Below are 21,033 nucleotides of genomic sequence, written 5' to 3' on the forward strand. Positions count from 1 at the left end.
GCCTCGCTCAGTTGGAGATTTCATGGCCCATGCGCACTACGCGCTTGGGCAGGTCGCCACCCAGCCAGTAGGCCAGGTCGGCGGGGCGTTCGATTTGCCAGGCGACGAAGTCGGCCACCTTGCCCACTTGCAGCGAGCCGTGGCTGTCACCCAGGCCCAGCGCCGTGGCGGCGTGCACCGTAACGCCTGCCAGGGCCTCTTCCGGCGTCATGCGGAAGCAGGTGCAGCCCATGTTCAGCATCAACCGCAGCGACAACCCTGGCGAGGTGCCGGGGTTGAGGTCGCTGGCCAGGGCAATCTTTACCCCGTGGCGGCGCAATGCATCCATTGGCGGCAGCTGTGTTTCACGCAGGAAGTAGAACGCACCCGGTAGCAGCACGGCGACCGTGCCGGCGTTTGCCATTGCCACGGCGTCTTCCTCTGTCATGAACTCCAGGTGGTCAGCCGACAGTGCCTGGTAACGCGCGGCCAGGCTTGAGCCGTGCAACGATGACAGCTGTTCGGCATGCAGCTTGACCGGCAGGCCCAGTTCGCGCGCCTTGATGAACAGCCGCTCGACCTGGGCCGGCGAGAACGCGAGGTGTTCGCAGAAGGCATCCACCGCATCTACCAGGCCTTCGGCGGCCAGGGCCGGCAACATTTCATCGCAGATGTGCGCGATGTAGTCATCGGCCCGGCCTGCGTACTCCGGGGGCAAAGCGTGCGCTGCCAGGCACGTGGCACGCACCGTCAGCGGCAGCTCGTCGGCCAGGCGCCGGGCCACTCGCAGCATCTTGCGCTCATTGGCCAAGTCCAGGCCGTAGCCGGACTTGACCTCGAGGGTGGTCACGCCATCACGCATCAGTGCCCGGACGCGCTGGCGAGCACTGGCGAACAACTCGTCTTCGCTGGCCGCACGGGTAGCCCGCACAGTGCTGGCGATACCGCCACCCTGTGCGGCGATTTCGGCATAGCTCACGCCCTGCAGGCGTTGCTCGAACTCGCCGCTGCGGTTGCCGCCGAAAACCGCATGGGTGTGGCAGTCGATCAGCCCGGGAGTGACCCAGGCACCACCCAGGTCAACCGTGCGGTCAGCTTCGACGGGCGCCAGCTCGGCGCGTGGGCCTATCCACTCGATCAGCCCGGCGCTGGTGACGATCGCCGCGTCCTCGATGGCCGAGTAGCGGCCGTCGGCCATGGTTGCAACATGGCAATGCTGCCAGAGGGTTCTCATGCACAATCTCCTTTGCTAGCGGTGCAGCTCGGCCGGCTCCGCTACCGGCTGGCCCTGCCCTGCGCGCGGCTTGCACCACAGCAGGTAGGACGCCACCAGGAACACCACCCAGATCACGCCGACGATCAATGCCGCCTGGGTGTCCGGGAAGTAGCCGAGCACGCCAAAGATGAACACCATGAACGCAATGGCCATGGCCGGGCCGTATGGCCAGAACGGTACCGGGAACTTGAGCTGGGCCACTTCCTCGCGGCTCATGCTGCGGCGCATGGCTACCTGGGTGAGCAGGATCATCAGCCACACCCACACCGTGGCGAAGGTGGCGATCGAGGCAATCAGCAGGAACACATTTTCCGGGATCAGGTAGTTGAGCAATACGCCGATCAGCAGCGCAGCCCCCATCACCACAACGGTCATCCACGGTACGCCATGTTTCGACAACTTGCTGAAGCCGCGCGGGGCGTGGCCTTGCTGGGCCAGGCCATACATCATGCGGCCAGCGCCAAAGATGTCGCTGTTGATGGCGGAGATGGCAGCGGAAATCACCACGACGTTCAGCACGGCAGCGGCAGAGCCAATGCCCAGGTTGCTGAAGATCTGCACGAAAGGGCTGCCCTGGCTGCCGATCTGCGGCCATGGGTACAGGCACATCAGCACGAACAGGGTGAGCACGTAGAACAGCAGGATCCGCAGTGGCACCGCGTTGATCGCTTTGGGAATGACGCGCTGCGGGTCTTTTGCCTCGCCGGCAGTGACGCCGATGATCTCGATACCGCCGAAGGCGAACATCACCACCGCAAACGACGCGATCAAGCCACCCACGCCGTTAGGCATGAAGCCGCCATGGTCGAACAGGTTGCTCATGCCCACGGCATGCCCGGTACCCACCTGGCTGAAACCGAAGGCCATGATGCCGAGGCCGGCCAGGATCATCGCCACGATGGCGCCGACCTTGAGCAGCGACAGCCAGAATTCCATTTCGCCGAATACCTTGACGTTGCACAGGTTGAGGCCGCCGATCAGGAAAACGATGCCCAGCACCCAGATCCAGCGGGCTACCTCCGGGAACCAGAAGCCCATGTAGATACCGAACGCGGTGACGTCGGCGATGGCGACGATGACCATCTCGAAAGCGTAGGTCCAGCCAAGGATGAAACCGGCCATTGGGCCGAGGTAGGTGGTGGCGTAGTGGCCGAAGGAGCCGGCCACCGGGTTGTGCACGGCCATTTCGCCAAGAGCGCGCATGACCATGAACACTGCAGCGCCGCCGATCAGGTAGGCCAGCAGCACGGCCGGGCCTGCCATCTGGATGGCCGAGGCAGAGCCGTAGAACAGGCCGGTGCCGATGGCGGAGCCGAGGGCCATGAAACGGATGTGGCGGGCACTTAGCCCGCGCTTGAGACCTTGAGCTTGTTGCATGTCACGTCCTTGAATTGTTTTTGTGGTCGTGAGATTGAGCGGCTGCTGCGCAGCCCCTTCGCGGGCAAGCCCGCTCCTACATGGATAGCGTTTGCAGATCGCAATCTGTGCAGGAGCGGGCTTGACCGCGAAGGGCCGCCAAGCGGCCCCAAGGAGCATTACAGGCTTGGCAGCACACCCGCCGGCAGCAAGCCGGTCAGACTACCCTTGGCCAACAGGTCCACGGCCTTTTCGATATCCGGCGCGAAGAAACGGTCACGGTCGTAGTGCGGCACCTCGCTGCGCAGCGCCTGGCGCGCCTGCTCCAGCTTGGCCGAAGTCTTCAGGCCTTTGCGCAGGTCCAGACCCTGGCACGCGCCCAGCCATTCGATGGCCAGCACGCCACGGGTGTTTTCGGCCATTTCCCACAGGCGCTTGCCGGCGGCCGGGGCCATCGACACGTGGTCTTCCTGGTTGGCCGAAGTTGGCAGGCTGTCGACGCTGTGCGGGTGCGACAGGGCTTTGTTTTCGCTGGCCAGGGCGGCAGCGGTGACCTGGGCGATCATGAAGCCGGAGTTGACCCCACCGTTTTCCACCAGGAACGGCGGCAGCTGGGACATGTGCTTGTCCATCATCAGCGAGATGCGGCGCTCGCTGAGCGAGCCGATTTCAGCGATGGCCAGGGCCAGGTTGTCGGCGGCCATGGCCACCGGTTCGGCGTGGAAGTTGCCGCCGGAGATCACATCACCTTCGGCAGCGAACACCAGCGGGTTGTCCGACACGGCGTTGGCTTCGATGCCCAGTACCTCGGCGGCCTGGCGCAGCTGGGTCAGGCAGGCACCCATGACCTGCGGCTGGCAGCGCAGCGAGTACGGGTCCTGGACCTTGTCGCAGTTCTTGTGCGACAGCGACACTTCGCTGGAGTCGCCCAGCAGGTCGCGGAAGCAGGCCGCGGTGTCGATCTGGCCGCGTTGGCCACGCACTTCGTGGATACGCGCATCGAAGGGCGAGCGCGAGCCCAGCGCAGCTTCGACGCTCAGGCCGCCGCAGGCGATGGCCGCGGCATACAGGTCTTCGGCCTGGAACAGGCCACGCAAGGCATAGGCGGTGGAGGCCTGGGTACCGTTGAGCAGGGCCAGGCCCTCTTTGGCGGCCAGGGTCAGCGGTTCGAGGCCGGCAATCGCCAAGGCTTCGGTGGCCGGCAGCCACTGGCCCTTGTAGCGGGCCTTGCCTTCGCCCAGCAGCACCAGCGACATATGCGCTAGCGGGGCAAGGTCACCGGATGCGCCTACCGAGCCTTTCAGCGGGATGTGCGGGTAGACTTCGGCGTTGACCAGGGCAATCAGCGCGTCGATGACTTTGCGGCGGATGCCGGAGAAGCCACGGCTGAGGCTGTTGATCTTCAGCACCATGATCAACCGCACCAGGTCGTCATCCAGCGGCGCGCCGATACCGGCAGCGTGGGACAGCACCAGCGAACGCTGCAGGTTCTCCAGGTCATGGCTGGCGATGCGGGTCGAGGCCAGCAGGCCGAAACCGGTGTTGATGCCGTAGGCAGTACGGTCTTCGGCAATGATCTGCTCGACACAGGCGACGCTGGCGTCGATGGCCGGTGCGGCGCTGGCATCCAGTTGCAGGCGCACAGGCGCGGCATGGATCGCGCGCAGCTGGGCCAGGGTCAGGGTGCCGGGCTTGAGGGTGAGTTCGGTCACGTTACTACTCCAAATCGCGTGGAGCCGCAGGCCCGCTTGTGGGTGCCTGCGCGCTCCTTCTTGTTGTTCAGTATCACCCCTTGCAGGGTGCGATCCAAAGCGTGGTGATCAGCCGGTGATCATCGGCAGGTCCAGGCCCTGCTCCTTGGCGCAGTCGATGGCGATTTCATAACCGGCATCGGCGTGACGCATGACGCCAGTCCCTGGGTCGTTGGTCAGTACCCGGGCGATACGCTCGGCGGCCTCATCGGTACCGTCGCAGACGATGACCATGCCCGAGTGCTGCGAGAAGCCCATGCCCACGCCACCGCCATGGTGCAGCGATACCCAGGTGGCGCCGCCTGCGGTGTTAAGCAGGGCGTTAAGCAGCGGCCAGTCGGAAACAGCGTCCGAACCATCACGCATGGCCTCGGTTTCGCGGTTCGGGCTGGATACCGAGCCGGAGTCGAGGTGGTCACGGCCGATCACCACCGGTGCCGACAGCTCGCCGCTGCGGACCATTTCGTTGAAAGCCAGGCCCAGCTTGGCGCGAAGGCCCAGCCCCACCCAGCAGATACGTGCCGGCAGGCCCTGGAAGCTGATGCGCTCGCGAGCCATGTCCAGCCAGCGGTGCAGGTGGGCGTCGTCGGGGATCAGTTCCTTGACCTTGGCGTCGGTCTTGTAGATGTCCTCGGCTTCACCGGACAGCGCCGCCCAGCGGAACGGGCCGACGCCGCGGCAGAACAGTGGGCGGATGTAGGCCGGGACGAAGCCTGGGAAGTCGAAGGCATTGGCCACGCCCTCCTCCTTGGCCATCTGGCGGATGTTGTTGCCGTAGTCGAAGGTCGGGATGCCCTGCTTCTGGAAGTCCAGCATGGCCTGCACGTGCACGGCCATCGACTGCTTGGCGGCCTTGACCACTGCAGCCGGTTCGGTCTGCGCGCGGTCGCGGTACTGTTCCCAGGTCCAGCCGGCTGGCAGGTAGCCGTTCAGTGGGTCGTGGGCGCTGGTCTGGTCGGTGACCATGTCCGGGCGCACGCCACGCTTGACCAGCTCTGGGAGGATTTCGGCGGCGTTGCCGTGCAGGGCGATGGAGATGGCCTTGCCTTCGGCGGTGTACTTGGCGATGCGTGCGAGGGCGTCGTCGAGGTCAGTGGCCTGCTCGTCGACGTAGCGGGTTTCCAGGCGGAAGTCGATACGGCTCTGCTGGCATTCGATGTTCAGCGAGCAAGCCCCGGCCAGGGTCGCGGCCAGTGGCTGGGCGCCGCCCATGCCGCCCAGGCCAGCGGTGAGTACCCACTTGCCTTTCAGGCTGCCGCCGTAGTGCTGGCGACCGGCTTCGACGAAGGTTTCATAGGTGCCCTGGACGATGCCCTGGCTGCCGATGTAGATCCAGCTGCCGGCGGTCATCTGGCCGTACATGGCCAGGCCCTTGGCGTCCAGTTCGTTGAAGTGTTCCCAGTTGGCCCAGTGTGGCACCAGGTTGGAGTTGGCAATCAGCACGCGCGGTGCGTTGCTGTGGGTCTTGAACACACCGACCGGCTTGCCCGACTGCACCAGCAGGGTTTCGTCGTCTTCCAGGCGGGTCAGGGTTTCGACGATCTTGTCGTAGCAGGCCCAGTTGCGCGCGGCGCGGCCGATACCGCCGTATACCACCAGCTCTTTCGGGTTTTCCGCGACCTGTGGATCGAGGTTGTTCATCAGCATGCGCAGTGGCGCTTCGGTCAGCCAGCTTTTGGCGGTCAGCTTGTTGCCACGTGGGGCACGGATTTCAACGTCACGGTATTTGTTGTTGTCGGTCACGGGAAAGGTCCTCTGCGGTCGTCCGCGGGCGGGTATGTCGTGGTCAATATACAAACACACCTTTACTTGTATGTACAAGCATGGACAACCAAAATAATCGGACCTTGTCGTTCCTGGCTTGAGATTTATGTTGGGGTATAGATCGAGCGCCGCCCGCGCGGAGCTTCGCGGGTAAACCCGCTCCTACGTTTGTTTCGGGCCAGTCCATCCTGTGCCTGGCGCGCGCGACCGCCTTGTTGGTACGACGCGATATCGAGATAGGCACCAAGGCGTTCGCGCGCAAATCCCACAGGCATAATTGGCCCGAAACAAACGTAGTCCGGCTTGAGTTCTGCGGCGGTGCGTAGATCGAGCGCCGCCCGCGCGGCGCTTCGCGGGTAAACCCGCTCCTACGTTTGTTTCGGGCCAGTGCATCCTGTGCCTGGCGCGCGCGACCGCCTTGCTGGTACGACGCGATATCGAGATGGGCACCAAGGCGTTCGCGCGCAAATCCCACAGGCATAATTGGCCTGAAACAAACGTAGGAGCGGGTTTACCCGCGAAGCGCCGCGCGGGCGGCGCTCGATCTCACAGGCGCAGAATGTGTCGAGCCGGACACCTGCGGCGCTCGATCTCACAGGCGACAAAAACCTACAGCCAGACCCTCAGCGTTCAACCAGTTCGATCAGGCAGAACCGCCCCTGAACCTCCAGCCCAAGCAATTCGTCATTGCCCTCCAGCCGCAGGCAGTCATACAACCCTAGCCGCTGCGTTTCACGCCCCACGATGGTCACCTCAACATGGCTGCTGGCAGCAAACAACAACACCGTCGACGCCGAGCTGTACACCCGGCTGGTGCCATCCAGCCACTGCAACCGCGCCCGATATCGCTGCGGTGCATAGATCAGGTTGAAATCGCGGATCGCCCCACCCAGCAACTTGCAGCTGACCTGGCTCTCGCCGCTGAACGCAAACGCATCGAACGCCAGCAATGGCCGACTGGCCTGGCCATCGACCAGCAGGCGCATGCCGTCGCCCTGCAGCACGGTGATGATCCGCTGGTAGCCGGCAAAGGTGGAAAACCCGCCCGACTCTTCGATGTCGGCAATCGACAGACGCCAACCAAAACCGTCCAGACCCTCGCCACTGTCGCGGGTGATCTCTTCGGTGAAACCACCACCATTCTTCCAAGGCATGCGCGGGTAATTGTGCGCACGCAACAATTGCAGCTGACTCATTTGCTGAAACGTCCTTCCAGGCGATGACGGGAACCGGGGTGGATCAGCCGTGCAGCGGTCACCGGCTGGCGGCCGGACCAGGTGCGACGACGAATCAGCAGGCAAGGCTCGCCCCGGTCGATCTGCAACAGGGTGCATTCTTCCGGCTCGGCCAGGATTGCCTCGACCACGTGCTCGCCCTCCGTCAGCGGCGCCACCTGGGACAGGTAGGCGTAAGGCGTCTGCCGGGTGAAATCCTGCTTGAGGTAATCGGGCGCAATGGCCGCGTTGACGTAACGGTCCTCGATCTGCACCGGCACGCCGTTCTCGAAATGCACGATCAGCGAATGGAAGACTCGCTGACCTTCACGCATGTCCAGGGCCAGCGCCCGTTCGGAGCCGGCCGCTTCTTCGGCAAGCGTGATCACCTGGCAGCTATGCTGGTGCCCGCGCGCGGCAATTTCGTCGGCAATGTTGTTGACCTCGAACAGCGCCGAACGGCCCTTGGGCTCGGCCACGAAGGTGCCGACCCCTTGCATGCGCACCAGCAGGCCTTCGGCGGTGAGTTCACGCAGGGCGCGGTTGATGGTCATGCGGCTGAAGCCCAGCTCGTTGACCAGCTCGCTCTCGGAGGGTACCCGGTGATGCGGTGGCCAGCTGCCGTTGTCGATCTGCTGGATGATCATCTGTTTGACCCGGGCGTAGAGCGGCGCCGGGCCCTCGCCCATCTGGGCAACCAGCACGGAGACAGGAGGTGTCGGCACGGCGATGGATCCTTGTGCAAATGAAATGAGCGGTAGCTTGCCGCAGTTTACCCGGCAGGCAAACGCCTGTATATGTATATACAAGTTAACAATAACAGGATTCCACCGATGTCAGCCTACTTCGCCGAACGCGCCCTGCTACCTACGGGCTGGGCCAGCCATGTGCGTATCGAGGTCGCCAGCGATGGCCGTGTGGCCAGCATCGAGCCTGGCGCTTCGGCCGAAGACGCCGAGCGCCTGGCCGGCCCGCTACTGCCCGGCATGCCCAACCTGCACTCGCACGCTTTCCAGCGCGCCATGGCAGGCCTGGCGGAAGTTGCCGGCAACCCCAACGACAGTTTCTGGACCTGGCGAGACCTGATGTACCGCCTGGTCGGGCAGATCAACCCAGAGCAGCTTCAGGTCATCGCTCGCCAGTTGTACATCGAGATGCTCAAGGCCGGTTATACCTCGGTGGCGGAGTTCCACTACGTGCACCACGACCAGGCCGGCAAGCCCTACGCCGACCCCGCCGAGCTGTCGCGACGCATCAGCGCGGCCGCAGCCGACAGCGGCATCGGCCTGACCTTGCTGCCGGTGCTGTACAGCCATGCAGGCTTTGGCGGCCAGGCGCCGAACGACGGGCAGCGGCGCTTCATCAACTCCACCGGGCAGTACCTGCAGCTGCAAGCCCAGCTCGCCCCGCTGCTGGCCGCGCAACCGGCGCAGCAACTGGGCCTGTGCTTCCACTCGCTGCGGGCGGTAACGCCTGGGCAGATCGCCGAAGTGTTAGCGGCCAGCGACAGGCAGTGCCCAGTGCATATCCACATCGCCGAACAGCAGAAGGAAGTCGACGACTGCCTGGCCTGGAGCGGCCTGCGCCCGCTGCAGTGGCTGTACGAGCACGTGGACGTGGACCGCCGCTGGTGCCTGGTACACGCTACCCATGCCGAACCGGACGAAGTGACCGCCATGGCCCGCAGCGGCGCGGTGGCCGGGTTGTGCCTGACCACCGAAGCCAACCTGGGCGATGGGATCTTCCCGGCAGTGGATTTCCTGGCACAGGGCGGGCGCATGGGCATTGGCTCGGACAGCCATGTGTCGTTAAGCGTGGTGGAGGAGTTGCGCTGGCTGGAATATGGCCAACGCCTGCGGGACCAGCGGCGCAACCGCCTGTATCGCGGCGACCAACCGATGGTCGGGCGCACGCTGTATGACGCGGCGCTGGCCGGTGGTGCGCAGGCGCTGGGGCAGGCGGTCGGCGAGTTGGCGGTGGGCAAGCGTGCCGACTGGCTGGTGCTCGATGGGCAGGACCCCTACATCGCCATGGCGGAGGGTGATGCCATTCTCAACCGTTGGCTGTTTGCCGGCGGCGATCGCCAGGTGCGCGATGTCATGGTGAATGGGCAGTGGGTGGTGCGCCAGGGGCGGCATGCGCAAGAAGAAGAAAGCGGGCGGGCGTTTGCCGAGGTGTTGCGCCAGCTTTTGGGCTGAGTGTACCGGGGCTGCGTTGCAGCCCTTCGCGGGCAAGCCCGCTCCCACAGGTTGACTGCCCCACAAAATGTCTTGGGGGCAGCCCAGGGTTCAGTGCAGAACCTGTGGGGTTTGCCCGCGAAGGGTTGCAACGCAACCCCAAAAAACTCAGTGCATTTTTACTATTTGCTGATCGGACGCCCGCCAGATCAAGCGGCTGGTGTCATACCCCTGCTGCCGCGCCCTGGACAGCAGGTTCTCACGCTCCCAGGCCGGCAGTGTCGGCGTGCGCGACAGAATCCAAAGGTATTTGCGGTCCGGGCTGCCGACGATGGCCGTACGGTAGTGGTCGTCCACATAAAGAATCCAGTACTCACCCCGCGCCACGCCTGGCACCAGCCTGGTGAACCAGTTATCGAACTCGACCCATAGCTTGTCGGTGTGCCCCGGCTCCTGGATATTCGCATGCCCTTCGGCGCGAAGCCATTCATCACCCATGGTGCGGCAGCGGTTGAGCACGCCATAACTGCCATCAGGCCTGAGGTTGTAATGGGCCTCGGACTGCTCGCAGCCTTCCTGGTAGCGCATGGGCAGGCGCGCCAGCTCGTACCATTTGCCCTGGTAGCGCTTGAGGTCGACATTTCCGGCGGTTTTCGGCGCCAGCGGGTCGTGCACGGAACCTGCACAGCCGCCCAGCAGCAACGCCAGGCATACCCCCATCAGCAGGTACGCACGCCTCATTTGAGGCCCTGCCCGGAATACATCAGCACCTTGTCAGCTGCGTACTGCACGCTGATGAAGCTCTTCTCGTCCCCCCAGGTGCAGCTGCTCATGCCCAACGCGCCAGAACATTCGGTCGGCGTGCCGAGCAACTGCTCGACCTCGGCCTTGTTCATACCGGCCTTGATCTTGGAATAGTTTTCCTGATTGATCTTGCTGCAGGCAGTCAGCACGACGCACAGCGACAACAGGGCGAGGGAACGCAACGACATGAAGGGACACTCCTGAAAGATGATACAGGCGAGTGGCCTGCAGTGACCTTCGACGTGAAAATCCCTCCCAGGTTCCCTGCCCCACCCCCTATGCCCCTACACCATTGGTCGGATGGCCACTACTGTGCGATTAATCACAAAGCATTAATCATGCGCCCAATAAAAAAGGCCGCCCCCGTTGGAGCGGCCTTGCGTTGCGATGCCTGCGCAGCAGGCTCCCTGGGCCTCAGAAACGGGAACCAGGTTCCAGCAAAAAGTCCATCTCTTCGCTGGTGCTCGGCCGCTCCAGCACCAGGTTGCGGTGCGGGAAGCGCCCGAAGCGGGCAATTACCCGCTGGTGCTGCTCGGCATAGTCGAGGAAGCCTTCGAACAGCCGGCGGTTGGCCTCGGGCTGTTCGTCCAGCAGCATTCGATAACGCTCCACGCACAGGTTCTGCCAGTCCAGCACTTCGGCATGCTCCAGTACCAGCAGCACGAACACGCGCTGGATCGGCAGCAGCTGGTAGTCCCAGCCCTTCTGCAGGCCCTGCATGGCGACTACCTGGGCACGCCGGTCGCCGTCGAAGGCACGCGGCGTGTCGCGGTAGATCATGCGTGGCAGCTGGTCGAGCAAAATCAGCAGGCCCAGCCAGCCCTGCGGGGTTTGCTGCCACTCTTCGAGCCCACCCGCCAGGGCGTGCTCGACCAGGTCGCCAAACAGCGCATGGGCGTCGGCATCGTAATGCTTGCCGAACCACAGCGTGCTCTTCTCGTCAGCCACGGCCTGGGCACTGGTGCCCCAACCGAACCACCATTCCAGCAACGGCTGCCAAGGTGCGAGCATGACTTACTCCTTGTGGTAAGCGGTGACGCGCTCGACCTCTTCCTTCGAGCCGAGAATCACCGACACGCGCTGGTGCAGGCTTTCTGGCTTGATGTCGAGGATGCGATCGTAACCGTTGGTGGAAGCGCCACCGGCCTGTTCGATGATGAACGACATCGGGTTGGCTTCGTACATCAGGCGCAGCTTGCCCGGCTTGCTTGGTTCGCGGGCGTCACGTGGGTACATGAACAGGCCGCCACGGGTCAGGATGCGGTGCACGTCGGCCACCATCGAGGCGATCCAGCGCATGTTGTAGTTCTTCTTCAGCGGGCCGGTCTCGCCTGCCAGCAGTTCGCCCACATAGCGCTGTACCGGGGCTTCCCAGTGACGCTGGTTGGACATGTTGATGGCGAACTCGGCGGTGGTCTCCGGTACGCGGATGTTTTCGTGAGTCAGCACGAAGCTGCCCAGTTCGCGATCCAGGGTGAAGCCCTTGACGCCGTTGCCCAGGGTCAGGATCAGCATGGTCTGCGGGCCGTAGATGGCATAACCGGCAGCAACCTGCTCGGTACCTGGCTGCAGGAACGCTTCTTCGTTGAGGCTTTCGTTCTGGCTCAGGTACTGGTTAGGGCAACGCAGAACCGAGAAGATGGTACCGACCGACACGTTGACGTCGATGTTCGACGAACCGTCCAGCGGGTCGAAGACCAGCAGGTAGGCGCCTTTCGGGTACCTGCCCGGGATCTGGTACGCGTTGTCCATTTCTTCGGAAGCCATGCCAGCCAGGTGACCGCCCCACTCGTTGGCTTCCAGCAGGATATCGTTGGAAATCACGTCCAGTTTCTTCTGGACCTCGCCCTGCACGTTTTCAGTGCCCATGCTGCCCAGCACACCACCGAGGGCGCCTTTGGACACGTGGTGGCTGATTTCCTTGCACGCACGCGCTACCACTTCGATCAGGAAGCGCAGATCGGCAGGGGTGTTGTTGCTGCGGGTCTGCTCAATCAGATAGCGACTCAGGGTAACGCGGGACATGTATGGCTCCGAACGGATTGGGGGGATGAAAAACCCACGCAGTTTACAGGGAGAGTGACGGGCTAGCGAGTGATGAGACTCGCCACGGCTCTCAGACGGCACAATAGGTCGGTAGTTCAGCCTTCGCCAGGCCGGTGGTCTGGTTGTGGGGCGATTCGCGGGCGCGCCCGCTCCTACAGGCTTATGAGAGCCCTGCAGGAGCGGGTTTACCCGCGAACAAGCCAGCACAGGCCTGTCTCAATCCAGCGCCTTCCAGATCTCGGTCGCATACTCGCGAATGGTCCGATCCGACGAGAACCAGCCCATCCGCGCGGTATTGAGCACCGCCTTGCGCCACCACTCCTGCGGTGTGTGCCACAGATCCTCGACCCGGCGCTGAGCATCCCAGTAGTCATCGAAATCGGCACACACCAGGAAGCGATCATAGGCCACCAGGCCGTCGATCAACCCGGTGTACCGGGAAGGGTCGTCTGGCGAGAACACACCACTGCGAATGGCCTGCAACACATCGGTCAAGCGGTTGGAAGCGGCTATGGCAGCATTGGCGCCAAAATCACCGGCACGCTTGCGCGCTTCAACCTGCTGCGAGGTCAGGCCAAAGATGAACATGTTGTCGGCCCCCACCTGTTCGCACATCTCCACGTTGGCGCCATCCAGGGTGCCAATGGTCAACGCACCATTGAGGCCGAACTTCATGTTGCTGGTACCGGAAGCTTCGTAACCCGCGGTGGATATCTGCTCGGAAAGGTCTGCCGCCGGGATGATGCTCTCGGCCAGGCTGACGTTGTAGTTGGGCAGGAACACCACCTTCAGCAGGCCGCGCACTGTCGGGTCGTTGTTCACCACCCGGGCGATATCGTTGGCCAGCTTGATGATCAGTTTGGCCTGGTGGTAACTGGCCGCAGCCTTGCCGGCGAAGATCTTCACCCGCGGCACCCAGTTGGTGCCAGGGTCGTTGCGTATGGCCTGGTACAGTGCAACGGTGTGCAGCAGGTTGAGCAACTGGCGCTTGTATTCGTGAATGCGTTTGACCTGAACGTCGAATAACGCCTCGGGGTTGACCGTGACGCCGATGCGATCCTGAATGATGCTGGCCAGGGCACGCTTGCTGTGCAGCCGCTGGGCAGCGAACTGCTTGCGGAAACCGGGTTTGTCGGCGAACGGCACCAGGCCCGCCAGGAGCGTCTGCGGGTCGTCCTTGAGTTCCGGCCCAAGCGCCTCGACCAGCATCTCGGTCAGCTGAGGGTTGGACTGGTACAACCAGCGGCGGAAGGTAATGCCGTTGGTCTTGTTGTTGATCCGTTGCGGGTAGAGCTTGTGCAGCTCGGAGAACACCGTGCTCTTCATCAACTTGCTGTGCAGCGCCGACACACCGTTGACGCTGTGCGAGCCGAGAAACGCCAGATTACCCATGCGCACCCTTCGGCCGTTGTCTTCCTCGATCAGCGAAACCGCGCGCAGCACGTCGAAATCGTGCAGGCCTTTGGCCCGCAACGCATCGATATGGTAGGCATTGATCAGGTAGATGATCTGCATGTGCCGCGGCAGCATGCGCTCCATCAGCGCTACCGGCCAGGTTTCCAGGGCTTCTGGCAACAGGGTATGGTTGGTGTAGGCGAGCGTGCCGACGGTCAGCTCCCAGGCCTTTTCCCAAGGCACTTCGTGCTGATCCACCAGCAACCGCATCAGCTCCGCCACCGCAATCGAAGGGTGGGTGTCGTTTAGCTGGATGGCCGCTGCATCAGGCAGGTTGAGCAGGTCCTTGTTCATGTTCAGGTGGCGCCGCAGCAAGTCCTGCAGCGAAGCCGAGACGAAAAAGTACTCCTGGCGAAGGCGCAGTTCCTGGCCGGCCTCGGTGCTGTCGGCTGGGTACAGCACACGCGAAATGCTCTCGGCACGCGCCACTTCAGCCACAGCCCCCAAGTGGTCACCGGCGTTGAAGCGCTCCAGATGCAGCTCTTCCAGCGCCCGCGCACGCCACAGGCGCAGGGTGTTGACGCTGGATCCACGCCAGCCGACTACCGGCGTGTCGTAGGCCACCGCCCGCACCGTCTCGCCCGGCCACCATACCTGGCGCTGGGTACCGCTTGCATCGTGCACCGTTTCGACACTGCCGCCAAAGCTGATCGGGTAGATCACCTCGGCGCGCTCGAACTCCCAGGGGTTGCCGAAATCCAGCCAGTTCTCGGTCTGTTCCTGCTGCCAGCCATCGACCACGGCCTGACGGAACAGCCCGTGCTCGTAGCGGATGCCGTAACCATGGGCAGCGATACCCAGGGTAGACATGCTCTCCATGAAGCACGCCGCCAGACGGCCAAGGCCACCATTGCCCAGCGCGGCGTCCGGCTCGAGCAGGCGAATGCGTTCGAGGTCCACATTCAGCCCTTCCAGCGCATCGCGGGCGATGTCCAGCAGGCCCAGGTTGCTCAGGCTGTCGTACAGCAAGCGGCCGATGAGAAACTCCAGGGAAAGGTAGTAGACCCGCTTCTGGCTGCGCCGATAGGCCTGCCGGGTGTGATCCATCCAGTGGTCGACCATGTGATCGCGCGCGGCCAGGGCAATGGCTTCGAACCAGTCATGGTCGAAGGCGTGCTCGGGGTCCTTGCCGACCGCATAGGTCAGCTTGTTCAGTACAGCAGCGCGAAAATCCGCGACTTCGGCGTCACGTGCTTTAGGTTCCTGGGACATGCGGCATCCTCGGGCAAGTTGACGAAAGCGGAGGGAGAGTGTTGAGACTAGACCCTTCGACAGAGAGCGACAGTTACGGTTCGCAGTTTTCATGCCCACTTTGCGATTCCGGCAAAAGGTTGTTCATAAATTGAACAATTCCGGTATCATCGCGCGCCCCAAGACCGTGATCCACCCTATAAAGATGAAAACGACCCTGATCGCCGCGGCCGAAGTCGACCGCCTGGAGACCTGGCAGCGCTACACCAGCAACATGTGCCATGGCTGCCATTCGACCTGCTGCACCCTGCCGGTGGAGGTGAAGATCAAGGATCTGATCCGTATCGGCGTGGTTGACGAGTTCGAAAAAGACGAACCACCCAAGAACGTGGCCAAGCGCCTGCAAAAAGAAGGCATCATCGAGCGCTTCAACCAGAAGTCCGGGATCTTCACCCTGACCCGGATGAGCAACGACGACTGCATGTACCTGGATCGTAAAAGCCGGCTGTGCACCATTTATGACAAGCGCCCGGATACCTGCCGCAACCACCCCAAGGTCGGACCGCGGCCGGGGTATTGCGCCTACAAGCCCAAGGTGGTTGGGCGTTGAGTCTTGCACCGGGGCATAAATCGAGTGCCGCGCGGGCGGCGCTCGATTCTGTGGCGATGCCGAGTTGGGCATGAAGCACTGAACCCACCGCTCCCATTTCAACCAGCGGGGAAGCTCCGGCAAGCACCCCCCTGATCCGCTGGTGGATGCTCAGGATAAGTCTGCGGCAAAACGCTGACCGGGCTGGTGACGACGAAACCATCAGCAAACCGCGCCTCTACGAACCGCGCCTGCCAGCCTTGCGCCGGCGGCGCCCAGTCAAGGCTGAAGGCCTCACTGGGGATGATCGTCTGCGATGTGTAGCGTACCCCACAGGCATGGCGGAAGTCCCGATCCAAGGGGTTAGCCGCAGTCCACACCTTCACTGCTACAGGCATTTCCGAAAGCCGTACCAGCACATGCGCAGCTCCTTCGCCCGGAGCCACTTGCACGCGAGGCATGGGCAGGCTGGCCTGGATACGCTGAACCATCGGCACGAGGGTAGTGACAATATGCGCACGCACGCCCCCATGGTCCGAGTTCGGCAGCACCCTGAGGCTGGTCTGGCCAGGCAGGCGCTGCAGGTAGTCCGTGGCGTGATCAGGGGCGAAGAAATCATCCCCGCTGGCGGACACCAGGTATTTCGGTATCTTCAGGCGAGCACCCGGCTCATCCAGGTACTGCATCGGGTCCATCAGTGCCATCAACCGAGCGAAGGCCGGGCTGCCCAACTGCTGCAAGACTTCCGCAGCCTGATAGGGCCAGAGCGCCAATGGCCATGAACCACCGTACCGCTTGCGCAAGCCCTCCAGCATGCTGGAAGTGTCGGCAACATCGATGACGCTGGGCACGATGGCAACTACCCGATCATCGGCCATGGCCGTCAGCCATGCACTCCAACCGCGTTTCGAGGCACCGGTGATGATGAACTGCTCGAGGCGTAGCTCGGGCAACGCGTCAGCCATGAGGTCCATGCCCCTGCTGGCGACAGCGGCCATTGGCACATGCAGCGGCAGCTCCGGGGCAGCCGCTTCGTTACGCAGCCAATGCGCCCAGGTGTGGGCCACGGCATCATCCTCGCGCATCGGCGCTTGTGCATCACGGAAGGTCACATACTGGTTGGGCACATCGCTGATCGACGCCACAACAGTCTGTGTCTGCACGGCAATGGCACTCAACGCCTCGGACGAGTAGTCAGGGATTTGTTGTTCCTCACCAAACCTCACACCGTTATTGACCACTACCAACGCTTTCTCCGCCAATGCCACGTCTGGCACGAACAGTTCGACGCGGTGCTCCCACAGGCGAGGCTCAACAACGGGCTCAGGTGACCAGGTCTGTGAGGTCATCCGGTATTGATACAGCGTATAGCCCTGTGCGGGTGTCTTCTGCTCCAACTGGTACTGCAAGGGTGCCTGTCTCACCTTCTCGACATGACAGCGGGCTAATTCCTGCGGTCGCAGCGCGCTACACGCCTGCTGGGCACTGGCCTGAAAACTGACGGCGAGACACGGAATAAACAACAGGTAACGACAATTCATGTTCCAAGCTCCAAAGCAAGAGCCAGCCAACCTAGGCAGGGCCTCTGATTGTCACAAGGCTCCTCGGTTTGCCGTCGAACAAACACCTGCAAAACACAGTCGCTTCCTACTGGAGCTTTCCACAAGGCAAACAAAAACGCCCCCGGCCTTTCGACCGGGGGCGTTTTCATTCAGCCTGAGCTAACTCAGTTCTTGGCTTTCTTGGCTGCGCGGGTACGCTCGCCTTCGTCCAGGATCTTCTTGCGCAGACGGATCGACTTAGGCGTCACTTCGCACAGCTCGTCGTCCTGGATGAATTCCAGGGCCTGCTCGAGGGTGTGGCGAACTGGTGGCACCAGGGCGATGACTTCGTCTTTGCCCGAAGCACGCATGTTGTCGAGCTTCTTGCCTTTGGTCGGGTTCACGCCCAGGTCGTTGTCACGGCTGTTCAGACCGATGATCTGACCGTTGTAGATCTCCTGGCCGTGTTCAACGAACAGCTTGCCGCGAGCCTGCAGGGTTTCCAGCGAGTAGGTCAGTGCCTTGCCGGTCTCGACCGAAACCAGTACGCCGTTGAGGCGGCCGGACATCTGGCCCGACTTCATGGTGTCGTAGCGATCGAAGATCGAGGTCAGGATGCCTGCACCGTTGGTCAGGGTCAGGAACTGGTTACGGAAACCGATCAGACCACGGGCTGGAATGTTGTACTCCAGACGAACACGGCCCTTGCCATCCGGAACCATGTTGGTCAGGTCGCCTTTACGCAGACCCATCTCTTCCATGACCTTGCCCTGGGATTCTTCAGGGATGTCGATGGTGACGTTCTCGAACGGCTCCTGCTTCACGCCGTCGACTTCGCGGATGATCACTTCAGGACGGCCCACGGCCATTTCGAAGCCTTCACGACGCATGGTTTCGATCAGCACCGACAGGTGCAGCTCACCACGGCCCGAAACCTTGAACTTGTCAGGGGAGTCGGTCTCCTGAACGCGCAGAGCAACGTTGTACAGCAGCTCCTTGTCCAGACGGTCCTTGATGTTACGGCTGGTGACGAACTTGCCTTCTTTACCGCAGAACGGCGAGTCGTTGACCTGGAAGGTCATCGAAACGGTCGGCTCGTCAACGGTCAGCGGCTTCATCGCTTCTACCGCATCCGGGGCGCACAGGGTGTCGGAGATGAACAGCTCATCGAAACCGCTGATGCAGACGATATCGCCAGCCTGGGCTTCTTCGACGTCAACGCGGTGCAGACCGTGGTGACCCATCAGCTTCAGGATACGGCCGTTACGCTTCTTGCCGTTGGTGTCGATGGCGACAACCGGGGTGTTCGGCTTGACGCGGCCACGGGCGATGCGGCCAACACCGATCACGCCGAGGAAGCTGTTGTAGTCCAGTGCGGAGATCTGCATCTGGAACGGGCCGTCGCGGTCAACAGACGGTGCTGGTACGTTGTCGATGATCGACTGGTACAGCGGGGTCATGTCTTCGGCCATGGCAGTGTGGTCCAGGCCGGCAATGCCGTTCAGGGCCGAGGCGTAGACCACTTTGAAGTCCAGCTGTTCGTCGGTGGCACCGAGGTTGTCGAACAGGTCGAAGATCTGGTCCAGAACCCAGTCAGGACGTGCGCCCGGACGGTCAACCTTGTTGATCACGACGATTGGCTTCAGGCCGGCTTCGAAAGCCTTCTTGGTCACGAAGCGGGTTTGCGGCATCGGGCCGTCCTGGGCGTCGACCAGCAGCAGCACGGAGTCGACCATCGACATTACACGCTCAACCTCGCCACCGAAGTCGGCGTGGCCGGGGGTGTCGACGATGTTGATGTGGTAGCCGTTCCAGTTGATGGCGGTGTTTTTCGCCAGAATGGTAATACCGCGCTCTTTTTCCTGGTCGTTGGAGTCCATGACGCGCTCGTCGTTGAGCTCGTTACGCTCCAGAGTGCCGGACTGACGCAGGAGTTTGTCGACCAGAGTGGTTTTACCATGGTCAACGTGGGCGATGATGGCGATGTTACGCAGATTTTCGATCACAAGTGTATCTCGATCAGAGGATTCGGTTGCCGCCCAGTGTAGGCGGCCAATATGTACCGTTTAAGGCTCAGCGGGCCCGGCGGTCGGGAGGGCGATGGCGAATACTGCCGCCATACAGCCCCGGCGTCTTATGTCGGACGATAAACACGCACATTGGCATGTCCCTCACTGAGCAGATGGTGTGCGTGCAAACGGCTCATCACACCCTTGTCGCAATACAGCAAGTACTGGCGCGTGGGGTCCAGGTGCTTGAACTTGCTGTTGATGGCGTAGAACGGCATGGCCTGGACTTCGATACCTTCCAGCACCAGAGGTTCGTCTTCCTGGGCATCGGGGTGGCGAATGTCGATGACGATCTGGCCTGGCAGCGCCTCGGCCACTTCCTCGATTTCGATGTCCTTGCCCAGCTCATCGATCACATGATCGATGGAAATGAACTTGGCGCGCTCAAGAGCGCGCTCCAGCACGGCCATGTCGAACTGCTTTTCTTCGTGCTCCATGCGGTGACGCTTGGCATGGGTGGTCGGGTTTACCGAGATCACGCCGCAGTATTCCGGCATGTGCTTGGCAAAGTCCGCGGTGCCGATTTCGGTGGCCTGGTCGATGATGTCCTGCTTGTGGCTGGCCAGCAGCGGGCGCAGCACCAGCTTGTCGGTGGCCGAGTCGATGATCGACAGGTTCGGCAGGGTCTGGCTGGACACCTGGGAAATCGCTTCGCCGGTCACCAGCGCGTCGATCTGCAGGCGGTCGGCCATATGGGCGGCGCCGCGCAGCATCATGCGCTTGAGGGTCACGCCCATGTAGCTGTTGTCGACCTTGTTGAGGATCTCGCCAACCACTTCTTCGAACGGCACGCTGATGAACAGTACGCGCTGGCTGCTGCCGTATTTTTTCCACAGGTAATGGGCCACTTCCATTACGCCCAGCTCGTGGGCACGGCCGCCGAGGTTGAAGAAGCAGAAGTGGGTCATCAGGCCGCGGCGCATCATCTGGTAGGCCGCAACGGTGGAGTCGAAACCACCGGACATCAGCACCAGGGTCTGCTCCAGGGCACCCAGCGGATAACCGCCGATGCCATTGTGCTGGTTGTGGATCACGTACAGGCGCTGGTCGCGGATTTCGATGCGCACCAGCACTTCAGGCTTTTTCAGCTCGATCCCGGCGGCGCCACACTGCTGGCGCAGCTGGCTGCCGACGTAACGGTCGACGTCCATCGAGGTGAAGTCATGGTGGCCACCGCGTTTGCAGCGCACGGCGAAGTGCTTGCCGGCCAGCAGGTGGCCGAAGTGGTGCTTGCACTTGGCGACGATGTCGTCGAAGTCACCCAGCGGGTATTCCTCTACCTGCAGGAAGTGGGTGATACCCGGGGTGCAGGTGAGGCGTTCGATCATCTCGCGCTGGACTTTTTCGTCTTCGACGCGGGTGACCACCTCGAGATTGTCCCAGACACCATCGACCGCGAGCTCAGGGTCGAGATCCTTGAGCACGTTGCGGATGTTCTTGCCAAGCTGGCGGATGAAGCGCTTGCGCACCGGCCGGCTTTTGATGGTGATTTCTGGGAAGACTTTGACGATAAGTTTCATTGGTTAACAGCGCGCGCAGGGCCTGCCGAAAATGAGGGGCGCGAATTATATCGGAAATTGCTCAGGATTTGACCAACTTTTGATCAGAAGCTTTGAGATAAATGCAGAGGCCAGGTTTTGCAGCGCCTGTTCCGGCCCTTTCGCGGGTAAACCCGCCCGTAGGAGCGGGTTTACCCGCGAAGAGGCCCTAGAAGCTGGCACGCCACACGCCACGCACCTTATTGGTGCGATACGATCAAAAAACGCATCGTAAGGGTGCACTTTTACCCGCTAACCCAACGACAAATGCCCGCAAACGCCC

General features: G+C 62.4%; 16 protein-coding genes. 2 read left to right on the forward strand and 14 right to left on the reverse strand.

Features of this window, described 5'->3' with window-relative positions:
* Window positions 1-7: 7 nt before the first annotated feature.
* The 6 genes from hutI to hutC all read right to left on the reverse strand — a co-directional run bounded on the left by hutI (window position 8) and on the right by hutC (window position 8,029).
* A complete protein-coding gene (gene hutI / locus AC3RCM_RS25585) occupies window positions 8-1,213 on the reverse strand; it encodes an imidazolonepropionase (RefSeq protein WP_336087516.1) in 1,206 nt (401 codons plus the stop codon).
* A 15-nt stretch (window positions 1,214-1,228) separates the two neighbouring features.
* On the reverse strand, window positions 1,229-2,632 hold the full coding sequence (locus AC3RCM_RS25590) for an amino acid permease (protein WP_003249253.1): 1,404 nt from the start codon (window positions 2,630-2,632) through the stop codon (window positions 1,229-1,231).
* Window positions 2,633-2,790: 158 nt separating this feature from the next.
* Window positions 2,791-4,323, reverse strand: a complete 1,533-nt coding sequence (gene hutH / locus AC3RCM_RS25595) for a histidine ammonia-lyase (protein ID WP_064491103.1) — start codon at window positions 4,321-4,323, stop codon at window positions 2,791-2,793.
* A 108-nt stretch (window positions 4,324-4,431) separates the two neighbouring features.
* Window positions 4,432-6,105, reverse strand: a complete 1,674-nt coding sequence (hutU, locus tag AC3RCM_RS25600; protein ID WP_014592682.1) for a urocanate hydratase — start codon at window positions 6,103-6,105, stop codon at window positions 4,432-4,434.
* A gap of 644 nt (window positions 6,106-6,749) precedes the next feature.
* Window positions 6,750-7,322 (reverse strand): HutD/Ves family protein, encoded by a 573-nt coding sequence (locus AC3RCM_RS25605; RefSeq protein WP_064491075.1) that lies wholly within the window; start codon window positions 7,320-7,322, stop codon window positions 6,750-6,752.
* A complete protein-coding gene (gene hutC / locus AC3RCM_RS25610; protein WP_172830964.1) occupies window positions 7,319-8,029 on the reverse strand; it encodes a histidine utilization transcriptional repressor HutC in 711 nt (236 codons plus the stop codon). The genes AC3RCM_RS25605 and hutC overlap by 4 nt, the downstream gene beginning before the upstream one ends.
* A gap of 144 nt (window positions 8,030-8,173) precedes the next feature.
* On the opposite strand from hutC, the gene AC3RCM_RS25615 reads away from it, so the two are divergent.
* Window positions 8,174-9,538 (forward strand): formimidoylglutamate deiminase, encoded by a 1,365-nt coding sequence (locus AC3RCM_RS25615; RefSeq protein ID WP_064491074.1) that lies wholly within the window; start codon window positions 8,174-8,176, stop codon window positions 9,536-9,538.
* Between the two features lie 147 nt (window positions 9,539-9,685).
* Here the strand turns inward: AC3RCM_RS25615 and AC3RCM_RS25620 are convergent, their stop codons facing one another.
* The 5 genes from AC3RCM_RS25620 to AC3RCM_RS25640 form a co-directional block, all read right to left on the reverse strand.
* Window positions 9,686-10,258, reverse strand: coding sequence for a lipocalin family protein (locus AC3RCM_RS25620; protein ID WP_064491073.1), 573 nt, complete (start codon window positions 10,256-10,258; stop codon window positions 9,686-9,688).
* Window positions 10,255-10,509, reverse strand: a complete 255-nt coding sequence (gene bamE, locus AC3RCM_RS25625) for an outer membrane protein assembly factor BamE domain-containing protein (protein WP_003249234.1) — start codon at window positions 10,507-10,509, stop codon at window positions 10,255-10,257. The genes AC3RCM_RS25620 and bamE overlap by 4 nt, the downstream gene beginning before the upstream one ends.
* Window positions 10,510-10,735: 226 nt before the next feature.
* Window positions 10,736-11,332: a DUF924 family protein gene (locus AC3RCM_RS25630; RefSeq protein WP_104886960.1), complete on the reverse strand. Its 597-nt coding sequence runs from the start codon at window positions 11,330-11,332 to the stop codon at window positions 10,736-10,738.
* Between the two features lie 3 nt (window positions 11,333-11,335).
* Window positions 11,336-12,346: a class 1 fructose-bisphosphatase gene (locus AC3RCM_RS25635; protein ID WP_010955595.1), complete on the reverse strand. Its 1,011-nt coding sequence runs from the start codon at window positions 12,344-12,346 to the stop codon at window positions 11,336-11,338.
* Window positions 12,347-12,583: 237 nt separating this feature from the next.
* Entirely contained in the window at window positions 12,584-15,034 is a 2,451-nt protein-coding gene (locus AC3RCM_RS25640) for a glycogen/starch/alpha-glucan phosphorylase (protein ID WP_336087538.1), read from the reverse strand.
* A 184-nt stretch (window positions 15,035-15,218) separates the two neighbouring features.
* Here AC3RCM_RS25640 and AC3RCM_RS25645 point away from each other — a divergent pair, with 184 nt between their 5' ends.
* Window positions 15,219-15,623: a YkgJ family cysteine cluster protein gene (locus tag AC3RCM_RS25645; RefSeq protein WP_003249225.1), complete on the forward strand. Its 405-nt coding sequence runs from the start codon at window positions 15,219-15,221 to the stop codon at window positions 15,621-15,623.
* A 98-nt stretch (window positions 15,624-15,721) separates the two neighbouring features.
* Here AC3RCM_RS25645 and AC3RCM_RS25650 read toward each other — a convergent pair whose 3' ends face one another.
* The 3 genes from AC3RCM_RS25650 to thiI all read right to left on the reverse strand — a co-directional run bounded on the left by AC3RCM_RS25650 (window position 15,722) and on the right by thiI (window position 20,732).
* On the reverse strand, window positions 15,722-17,026 hold the full coding sequence (locus tag AC3RCM_RS25650; RefSeq protein WP_492629253.1) for a PhoPQ-activated pathogenicity-related family protein: 1,305 nt from the start codon (window positions 17,024-17,026) through the stop codon (window positions 15,722-15,724).
* 302 nt (window positions 17,027-17,328) lie between these two features.
* Window positions 17,329-19,149, reverse strand: a complete 1,821-nt coding sequence (gene typA, locus AC3RCM_RS25655) for a translational GTPase TypA (protein WP_003249222.1) — start codon at window positions 19,147-19,149, stop codon at window positions 17,329-17,331.
* 128 nt (window positions 19,150-19,277) lie between these two features.
* Window positions 19,278-20,732: a tRNA uracil 4-sulfurtransferase ThiI gene (gene thiI / locus AC3RCM_RS25660; RefSeq protein ID WP_003249221.1), complete on the reverse strand. Its 1,455-nt coding sequence runs from the start codon at window positions 20,730-20,732 to the stop codon at window positions 19,278-19,280.
* Window positions 20,733-21,033: the final 301 nt, after the last annotated feature.

Source organism: Pseudomonas sp. GW823-FHT05G12, from assembly GCF_058795575.1.

Excerpts from the sequence above, each read along its gene's own strand:
- hutI (WP_336087516.1), bottom strand. The coding sequence starts at position 1,213 with ATGAGAACCCTCTGGCAGCATTGCCATGTTGCAACCATGGCCGACGGC.
- AC3RCM_RS25590 (WP_003249253.1), bottom strand. The coding sequence starts at position 2,632 with ATGCAACAAGCTCAAGGTCTCAAGCGCGGGCTAAGTGCCCGCCACATC.
- AC3RCM_RS25605 (WP_064491075.1), bottom strand. The coding sequence starts at position 7,322 with ATGAGTCAGCTGCAATTGTTGCGTGCGCACAATTACCCGCGCATGCCT.
- hutC (WP_172830964.1), bottom strand. The coding sequence starts at position 8,029 with ATGGGCGAGGGCCCGGCGCCGCTCTACGCCCGGGTCAAACAGATGATC.
- AC3RCM_RS25615 (WP_064491074.1), top strand. The coding sequence starts at position 8,174 with ATGTCAGCCTACTTCGCCGAACGCGCCCTGCTACCTACGGGCTGGGCC.
- AC3RCM_RS25620 (WP_064491073.1), bottom strand. The coding sequence starts at position 10,258 with ATGAGGCGTGCGTACCTGCTGATGGGGGTATGCCTGGCGTTGCTGCTG.
- bamE (WP_003249234.1), bottom strand. The coding sequence starts at position 10,509 with ATGTCGTTGCGTTCCCTCGCCCTGTTGTCGCTGTGCGTCGTGCTGACT.
- AC3RCM_RS25630 (WP_104886960.1), bottom strand. The coding sequence starts at position 11,332 with ATGCTCGCACCTTGGCAGCCGTTGCTGGAATGGTGGTTCGGTTGGGGC.
- AC3RCM_RS25635 (WP_010955595.1), bottom strand. The coding sequence starts at position 12,346 with ATGTCCCGCGTTACCCTGAGTCGCTATCTGATTGAGCAGACCCGCAGC.
- AC3RCM_RS25640 (WP_336087538.1), bottom strand. The coding sequence starts at position 15,034 with ATGTCCCAGGAACCTAAAGCACGTGACGCCGAAGTCGCGGATTTTCGC.
- AC3RCM_RS25645 (WP_003249225.1), top strand. The coding sequence starts at position 15,219 with ATGAAAACGACCCTGATCGCCGCGGCCGAAGTCGACCGCCTGGAGACC.
- thiI (WP_003249221.1), bottom strand. The coding sequence starts at position 20,732 with ATGAAACTTATCGTCAAAGTCTTCCCAGAAATCACCATCAAAAGCCGG.